This is a genomic window from Archangium sp., from assembly GCF_057119385.1.
The window spans coordinates 1-7,920 of sequence record NZ_DBNGVP010000223.1; the positions used below are offsets into that span (position 1 = coordinate 1).

Here is a 7,920-nt window from a genome sequence, read left to right on the forward strand (position 1 = left end):
CCGACGGCCCCGCGCGCTTCACCTCCTACGTGCGCGACATCACCGAGCGCCGCGAGGTGGAGCGGCTGAAGAACGAGTTCGTCTCCACCGTCAGCCACGAGCTGCGCACGCCCCTCACCTCCATCCGTGGCTCGCTCGGCCTGCTCGAGGGCGGCATCCTCGGCGAGCTGCCCGCCCAGGCCCAGGACATGGTGCGCATCGCCCGCACCAACACCGAGCGCCTCATCCGCCTCATCAACGACATCCTCGACCTCGAGAAGATCGAGTCCGGCAAGATGGAGCTGAAGCTCCAGTCGGTGGAGACGGCCGAGCTCCTCGAGGCCACCTTCAGCGGGGTGCGGGGCATGGCGGACGCGGCGCGGGTGCGCCTGCACGCCGAGGCGGAAGGGGCGGGCCCGGTGCGGGCGGACCGGGACCGGCTCATCCAGGTGCTCACCAACCTCGTCTCCAACGCCATCAAGTTCTCCCCTCCGGACAGTCAGGTGGTGGTGCGGGCGGCCCGGGACGCGCGCGGCCAGGTGCGCTTCTCCGTGGTGGACCAGGGCCCGGGCATCCCGTTGGATCAGCGCGGCCGGCTCTTCGGCAAGTTCCAGCAGTTGGACAGCTCGGACACGCGCACCAAGGGAGGCACCGGCCTGGGCCTGGCCATCTCCCAGGCCATCGTCGAGCAGCACGGCGGCCGCATCGAGGTGCACAGCGAGCCAGGCCATGGCGCCACCTTCACCTTCTCGCTGACGGCGCTGCGCATGGGCTCGGGCAGTAGCTCCGTGGTGATGGACGAGTCGCGCTACACCATCCTCGTGGTGACGACGGACTCGGAGCTGTCCGGCCTGCTGCGCGGCCTGCTCACCCACGAGGGCTACCGCGTGCTGCGCAGCCCCTCGGCGGAGGAGGCGGAGAAGCTCATCGAGGTGGGCGCCCCGGACATGCTCGTGCTGGACGCGCAGGGCCCGGAGGGCAGCGGGCTGGAGCTCGTCCGCAAGCTGCGCGAGGAGCCCCGCACCCGCGAGCTGCCGGTGTTGATGCTGTCGGGGCGCTCGGCGCAGCAGGAGGGCGTCGTCCAGCCGCTGCTGGTGGACTGGATGGAGAAGCCCTTCGACGAGAAGCGCTTCCTGCTGTCGCTGCGCCACGCCATCCGCCGGCCGGGCCAGGCGCGGGTGCTCATCGTGGACGACGACGTGAGCACGCGCCAGGTGCTGCGCGCCCAGTTGGAGCGCCTGGGGGTGGCCTGCTACGAGGCCGAGGACGGTGAGAGCGCGGTGGCGCTGGCCCGCACCACGCCGCCGGATCTCATCGTCCTGGACGTGGGCCTGCCCCGGCTGGATGGCTTCGAGGTGGTGGACATCCTCCGCCAGGGCAAGGGCCGCGGCACACCGCTCATCGTCTTCACCGGGCGCGAGCTGTCGTCCGGGGACCAGCACCAGCTCACGCTCGGCCTCACCCGCCACCTCACCAAGGCGCGCACGTCCGAGGACGAGCTGCTCGTCTCCGTGCGGGAGCTGCTCAACGGGCTTCTGGCCCACAAGGACAGCGGCCAGACGCCGCACCAGGAGGCCCCATGAGCCGGGGAACCATCCTCTTCCTCGAGGATGATCAGGATCTGCAGTCGCTCGTCTCCGCGTACCTGCGCGAGCGGGGTTACGAGGTGGAGCCGGCCCGCACCGTGAAGGAGGCGCGCACGGTGCTGGCCTGCATCCGGGTGGATGCCGCCGTGGTGGACGGCCTGCTGCCGGAGGTGAAGGGGACGGACTTCCTCCAGGAGGTGCGCCAGCAGCACCCCACGCTGCCCATCCTCTTCGCCTCGGCCTTCTGGAAGGAGCTCCAGAGCCACGATCACCTCACGCGGCAGCTCGAGGTGTCGCGCGTGCTGCACAAGCCCTACACGCCCCAGGAGCTGCTCCTCTGGGTGGAGCAGATGCTGGCGGCGAGGCCCCCTCCCCCGCCGCCCGCGGCACTGGCCGAGGGCCAGGACTCCGCGGAGGACCTGGACGCCACCTTCCGGACGCTGAGCGCCGAGTACGGGGCGCGCCTGGGGGACAAGCTGAGGGATTTGACGGGGGCGATGGAGCGGGCGCGGGCCGGAAGCAAGGAGGGGATGGATGCGGCCTTCGAGCTCGCCCACAAGCTGCATGGGACGGCGGGCTCCTACGGCTTCCACGCGGTGAGCGGCGCGGCGCGGCTCCTGGAGGTGCTGCTCAAGCCGGTCCGGGACGGAAAGGCGGCACCGGACTGGGGGGCCCTGGAGGCGGCACGGCAGGCACTGGCCACGGTGATCGGGAAAGAAACCGGGCCGGCTCAGGCGGACCGGGCCGGGAGCACGAAGCCGGGCAGGAGCTCCTCGGCGAAGTAGTGCTTGAGGGAGCGCTTCATTCCGAGCCGCAGGAGGAAGAAGGGCCGGGCCTGCTTGTAGTGCCAGTAGATGGCGACGATGACGCCGGTGCGCCCGGCGTCCTTGCGCAGCCGCACCTCGCCGCCGAAGTCGAAGGCCGGCGCGGAGACGGGCTGGAAGAGCTCCGGCCGGACGCGGAAGACGCTCTCGGCGTAGCGCAGGAGGATGAAGCCCTGCTCCGCGGCCTCCCCGAGCCGCTCCAGCACCTTGCAGTAGGGCCACAGCACCTTGAGCCGCTCGAGGTCCTCGGGATGGACGAGCTGGCGCTCGGCCTCGGATTGCCCGTGCCAGGGGTAGAGCCCCCACACGCGTTCGTTCATCGGCACGGCATGGGTGAACATCGGACGGCCTCCTCACGCGATCAGCGTCCCCGCACACGGACGGCTCGCGGTGTCCTGACGTGACACGATGCGGAAGGCCCCGCCAATCCTCCCCGTCCCGACTGTAGGCCGCTCCACACACATCGAGACGGTTGTGTCCGGTTCCTTCCGAGGGAAGCGCCGTCGGCACGCGCGTTGCTCTACCGCCCGGCACGGATGAAGGGCGGGACGGTGGGCGGGCGGCGTGGGTGGCGGTGCGGTGAGAAGTCCGTGACGCGGACGGAGGGCGGGATGGACAGGACGGCGGCGGTGGTGACGGTGGGGTGGGAGGAGTCGGCGGGCGAGGGATCGGTGAGGGAGAAGCTTCCGGAGGCGGACAGCCCCCGGGAGCGCCTCTTCCGGTTGGGGGCGGCGGCCCTCACCGATCCGGAGCTTCTCTCCGTGTTGCTGGGCTCGGGAGCGCGCACGCGGGCGCTGGCGGAGGCCCTGCTCGCCACCCGAGGCGGACTCAAGCAACTGGTGCAGCAGGATCCGCGGGAGCTGTGCGCGCGGCCGGGAATGGGGCCGGGGCGTACGGCGCAGGTGCTGGCGGCGCTGGAGCTGGGACGCCGGGCCCAGCGAGTCACCGAGCGGCGGCCGCGCCTGCGCACCCCGAAGGAGATCTCCGCGTACCTGGCGCCCAACCTGAGCGCGCTGCGGCGCGAGGTGTTCCACGTGTTGTGCTTCAACGCGCGCAACGTGCTGCTACATGACGCACGCGTGGCCGAGGGCACCATCAACTCCTGCATGGTGGATCCACGCGAGGTGTTCGCCGCGGCCATCACCTCGCGGGCCTCGGCCATCGTACTGGCGCACAACCACCCCTCGGGGGACCCGGAGCCCTCGGGACAGGACCTGGGCCTCACGGCCCAGCTCATCGAGGCGGGCCGGGTGCTGGGCATCAAGGTGCTGGACCATGTGGTGATTGGAGATGGGACGTACGCGTCGCTGTTGGAGCGGGGCGAGTTGCCGCTGCTGGGCGGGGAGACCCGAGGACCATGGAGCATGGCGGGAGAGCGTGGATGATGCTGGGGGCACTGGGTGTTGTGGCGTGCGGTGGTGGGGCGGTGCGGGTGGAGGTGATGGAGGACGAGGTGGCGCAGGTGGTGCCCGTGGGCGGCGGCAAGGCGCGCACGGTGCCGCGCTCCACCCTTCCCCCGGGGGCACGGGAAGGAGACGTGGTGCGGGACGGCCGCCTGGACGCCGAGGCAGGCGCCCGGCTGGCCCGGGAGGTGGCCGAATGGCGGGCCCGCCTGGCCGTCCCGGTACCTGACGGGCTGGATCTGTCCTCAGGAGCTTCTGGGTCGTTGACGGCCGATAAGGAACGGTGAATATGCGGCGGATGCCGGAGGCCCTCCCCCATTACGAGCAAGCCCAGGAGGGACTGGTCCGTCATTTCGGCCTGAGCGAGTTCAGGCCGGGGCAGGCCCAGGTCATCAGCTCCGTGCTGAGCGGGCGCAACACCGTGGTGGTCATGCCCACGGGCGCGGGGAAGAGCCTGTGCTACCAGCTCCCCGCCGTGCTGCTGCCCGGGGTGACGCTCGTCATCTCCCCGCTCATCGCGCTGATGAAGGATCAGGTGGAGCAGCTCACGGGCCGCGGCATCTCCGCCACGTTCATCAACTCGTCCCTGTCGGACCTGGAGCGGGCGGACCGCATCCGCCGCATGCGGGCCGGCGAGTTCAAGCTCGTCTACGTGGCGCCCGAGCGCTTCCGCAGCCCCAGCTTCCTGGACGCGCTGAGCCAGGTGGGGGTGGAGTTGCTCGCCGTGGACGAGGCCCACTGTATCTCCCAGTGGGGCCACGACTTCCGGCCGGACTACGCGCAGCTGGGCCAGGTGCGCAAGCGCCTGCGTCCGCCGCGCACCGTGGCCCTCACCGCCACCGCGACGCCCGAGGTGCGCGACGACATCGTCCGCTCCCTGCTGATGAAGGACCCGCAGGTGTTCGCCGAGGGCTTCGACCGGCCCAACCTCTTCCTGGAGGTGTTCCAGGTGAGCGGGGACGAGGACAAGCGCCGGGCCTGCGCGGGGCTCGCGTCGGTGGGGGGCGGCAGCGGCATCATCTACTGCTCCACGCGCAAGTCGGCGGAGAACACGCACTCGGCGCTGCTGGAGCGGGGGGTGAACGCCATCCTCTACCACGCGGGCATGGACGACGACGCCCGGCGCCGCGCCCAGGACGACTTCATGTCCGCCAAGGAGGCGGTGGCGGTGGCCACCAACGCCTTCGGCATGGGCATCGACAAGCCGGACATCCGCTTCGTGGCCCACGCCAACATCCCCAAGGCGGTGGAGGCGTACTACCAGGAGATCGGCCGCGCGGGACGTGACCGGGGGCCGGCCTTCGCCGCGCTGCTCTTCAACCACGCGGACGTGTACACGCAGGAGCGGCTCATCGAGAGCAACCACCCCTCGGAGGCGGTGCTCTCGGACCTGTGGAACGTGCTGCGCTCGGTGCCCGAGTACGACAAGGGCCAGCACGTGCTGGCGGCCCAGGCGGGCGCGAGCGAGTTCGAGATCTCCTCCGCGCTGCGCATCCTGGAGCGCGAGGGCAAGATTGAACGGGGCAGCCGGGGCGAGGGCGAGTACGGCATCACCCTGACGGAGAAGGCGCCCGGCGCGCAGCCGCATGCTCCGGATGCGAGGCGCCTGCTGGCCTCGTTGCTGGAGACGTTCCCCGTGGGGCGCTCGGCGACCACGGAGTTGCCCATCCTCGCGCGGCGCACGGGACTGTCGGGCGACGAGATTCAACACGCGCTCAAGCTGCTGGAGCGGGCGGGAGCGCTGCAGGTACGCCGGCCCTTCTCCGGACGCACCATCCGCGCGCTGTCCACGGTGCCCTTCCGCGAGCTGGGCGTGGACCTGAGCAAGGTGCGTGAGCAGGAGCGGCGCTCGCTGCTGCACCTCAAGCAGATGACGGACTACGCCTACACGAAGCGGTGCCGGCGGGCCTTCATCCTCCAGTATTTCGGGCAGAAGGACGTGGAGGCCACCTGCGGCAACTGCGACACGTGCGCGGGCAGCCGGCTCAAGCGCCTGGAGGGGCTCGACCGTCACGCGACCGCGCCCCGGGCCACGCCGACGCTGGCCCCCGGCCGCCCCGACGGCTACAGCGAGCTGGCCGCCACCGAGCTGCGCCGCTGGCGCAAGGAGCTGGCGAGGGATCTCGAGGTGCCGCCCTTCATCATCTTCAATGACGAGACGCTGCGGGGACTCGCCGCGGCGCTGCCCATCGACCGGGAGTCGTTCCTCACGGTGAAGGGCACGGGCGAGAGCCGCTGGGAGCGCTTCGGACCCAAGGTGGTGGAGATCTGCCTCATGGCGCGCGCCGCCGGGCACGAGCCCATTCCGGTGGCTCCCGTCCCGCCCAAGGTGCGCAAGTCGAGGAGCGCCCGGCACTGAGAGCACGGAAGAGCCCCTGCGGACATGTGCTGCCCACCGCGACCCATTTCCCCTCGCCCTCCGGGAGAGGGACGGGGTGAGGGTGCCACGGCTCCCAGGTTGAACCCCCTGTCCACACCGCGCTTCGACCAGACCCTGCTGTTGCTGGGTGTCACCCGGCGTTTCCAGCGCGACTCCAGATAGCGGGCCCAACGTGGTACGAGAGGAGTCATGTCGAACTCCTCTTCTCCGCGTCCGCTCGCCGTGCTGGTGGGCGTACAACTTCCCGGCGTCTCGGACACCGAACACGCCGCCGACCTCGCCGAGCTCGGGCGGTTGGTGCACACACTCGGCTACGAGGTTGTCGCGACCGTGAGCCAGCGCCGCGACAAGCTCGCGACGGGAACGGTGCTCGGGAGCGGAAAGCTCGCGGAACTGGCCCGGCTCACCGGGGGCCGCGGCACCGTGGTCTCGGGGGCACATGGGCGCAAGTCGAAGGCACGCGAGCGCTGGGAGGCCGAAGCCGAGGAAGCCGGGGAGCAGGAAGCCGAGGCCGGAACGGGCGAGGACGTGGCGGAGGAGGACGAGGTCCCCGAGGAGGAGCTGTCCGCCGAGGCCAGCGAGGAACCCCTCGCGGAGAAGCCCACGGTGGTGGTGGTCGACCACGAGCTCTCACCCAGCCAGTTGAGCAACCTGGAGAGGGCCACGGGCGCGCAGGTGTACGACCGCACGGGCGTCATCGTGGACATCTTCCACCGCCACGCGCGGAGCCGGGAGGCGAAGATGCAGGTGGAGATCGCCCGGCTCAACTACCTGGCCCCGCGCCTGCGCGAGTCGACGGGGAGCCGCGAGCGCCAGCAGGGCCGGGGCTCGGGTGACTCGGCGGTGGAGCTGGATCGCCGCAAGATTCGCGACCGGCTCGCCGAGCTGCGCGAGGGGCTCGCGGCCATCCAGCACGACCAGGACCACCGGCGCTACGCCCGGAGGGACCAGCTGCGGGTGGCGCTGGTCGGCTACACCAACGCGGGCAAGTCCTCGCTCATGCGGGCCCTGACGGGCAGCGAGGTGCTGGTGGCGGATCAGCTCTTCGCCACGCTCGACACCACGGTGCGGGCGCTGCAACCGGAGACCCGTCCACGGGTGCTGATTTCCGACACGGTGGGCTTCATCCAGAAGCTGCCGCACGACCTGGTGGCCTCGTTCCGCTCCACGCTGGACGAGGCGCTGGAGGCATCGCTGCTGCTCTACGTGGTGGATGGCTCCGACCCCACCTGGGAGTCCCAGCTCGAGGTGACCCGCTCGGTGCTCCGGGAGATTGGAGCGCAGAGCGTGCCGAGCCGGCTGTTGTTCAACAAGGCGGACCGGCTCACGCCCGAGGCCCGGGAGGCCCTGCTCCAGCGGCATCCCGAGGCCCTCCTCCTCTCGGCGCACGCACCGGAGGACGTGGCGTCACTGCGCCAGACGATCATCGAGTTCTTCGAGGGCTCGATGATCGAAGCGGAGCTGGTGATTCCCTACGCCCGGCAGGCGCGCATCGGAGAGGTGTACGAGCATGCGCGGGTGCTCTCCGAGGCCTACGACGAAACGGGCCGGCGGCTGAAGCTCCGGGCGCTCCCCGCGGCGATGGCCCGACTCACCCGAGCCTTCGAGACGTGAGCGGATGAACTAGTACTACAGTGGGACTTTGGCGCGAGGGTCTCTGCGTCGGTAATGGCAGCGTTTGGCGATGGCCTGATGGCGGCGTCGCCAGCGGCTCCAGTGCAGGACGAAGTCCAAGGCCGGCCGCACCA

At 70.9% G+C, this 7,920-nt stretch carries 7 protein-coding genes; 6 read left to right on the forward strand and 1 reads right to left on the reverse strand.

The features are described 5' to 3' along the window. Both AC16DP_RS50620 and AC16DP_RS50625 read left to right on the forward strand, forming a co-directional pair. The coding region (locus tag AC16DP_RS50620) for a response regulator (RefSeq protein WP_483957121.1) at positions 1–1,562 on the forward strand (1,562 nt) is incomplete at its 5' end. Continuing rightward, positions 1,559–2,350 carry a response regulator gene (locus tag AC16DP_RS50625; protein ID WP_329734004.1) on the forward strand — a complete coding sequence of 264 codons (792 nt, stop codon included), beginning with the start codon at positions 1,559–1,561 and terminating at the stop codon, positions 2,348–2,350. The genes AC16DP_RS50620 and AC16DP_RS50625, both read left to right, overlap by 4 nt. On the opposite strand, the gene AC16DP_RS50630 is transcribed toward AC16DP_RS50625, so the two are convergent. Then, positions 2,296–2,730 carry a DUF6960 family protein gene (locus AC16DP_RS50630; RefSeq protein ID WP_329734005.1) on the reverse strand — a complete coding sequence of 145 codons (435 nt, stop codon included), beginning with the start codon at positions 2,728–2,730 and terminating at the stop codon, positions 2,296–2,298. The genes AC16DP_RS50625 and AC16DP_RS50630 overlap by 55 nt on opposite strands. A gap of 270 nt (positions 2,731–3,000) precedes the next feature. Here AC16DP_RS50630 and radC point away from each other — a divergent pair, with 270 nt between their 5' ends. The 4 genes from radC (at position 3,001) to hflX (ending at position 7,786) form a co-directional block, all read left to right on the forward strand. Then, positions 3,001–3,774: a RadC family protein gene (gene radC, locus AC16DP_RS50635; protein ID WP_329734006.1), complete on the forward strand. Its 774-nt coding sequence runs from the start codon at positions 3,001–3,003 to the stop codon at positions 3,772–3,774. Next, positions 3,771–4,079, forward strand: coding sequence for a DUF3006 domain-containing protein (locus AC16DP_RS50640; protein ID WP_329734007.1), 309 nt, complete (start codon positions 3,771–3,773; stop codon positions 4,077–4,079). The genes radC and AC16DP_RS50640 overlap by 4 nt, the downstream gene beginning before the upstream one ends. Before the next feature lie 2 nt (positions 4,080–4,081). Continuing rightward, positions 4,082–6,151, forward strand: a complete 2,070-nt coding sequence (locus AC16DP_RS50645) for a RecQ family ATP-dependent DNA helicase (protein ID WP_329734008.1) — start codon at positions 4,082–4,084, stop codon at positions 6,149–6,151. Between the two features lie 210 nt (positions 6,152–6,361). After that, positions 6,362–7,786: a GTPase HflX gene (gene hflX, locus AC16DP_RS50650; RefSeq protein ID WP_329734009.1), complete on the forward strand. Its 1,425-nt coding sequence runs from the start codon at positions 6,362–6,364 to the stop codon at positions 7,784–7,786. Positions 7,787–7,920 lie beyond the last annotated feature (134 nt).

What these genes read in the sequence shown, in the direction of transcription:
- radC (WP_329734006.1), top strand. Translation starts at nt 3,001, where the DNA reads ATGGACAGGACGGCGGCGGTGGTGACGGTGGGGTGGGAGGAGTCGGCG.
- AC16DP_RS50625 (WP_329734004.1), top strand. Translation starts at nt 1,559, where the DNA reads ATGAGCCGGGGAACCATCCTCTTCCTCGAGGATGATCAGGATCTGCAG.
- AC16DP_RS50640 (WP_329734007.1), top strand. Translation starts at nt 3,771, where the DNA reads ATGATGCTGGGGGCACTGGGTGTTGTGGCGTGCGGTGGTGGGGCGGTG.
- hflX (WP_329734009.1), top strand. Translation starts at nt 6,362, where the DNA reads ATGTCGAACTCCTCTTCTCCGCGTCCGCTCGCCGTGCTGGTGGGCGTA.
- AC16DP_RS50645 (WP_329734008.1), top strand. Translation starts at nt 4,082, where the DNA reads ATGCGGCGGATGCCGGAGGCCCTCCCCCATTACGAGCAAGCCCAGGAG.
- AC16DP_RS50630 (WP_329734005.1), bottom strand. Translation starts at nt 2,730, where the DNA reads ATGTTCACCCATGCCGTGCCGATGAACGAACGCGTGTGGGGGCTCTAC.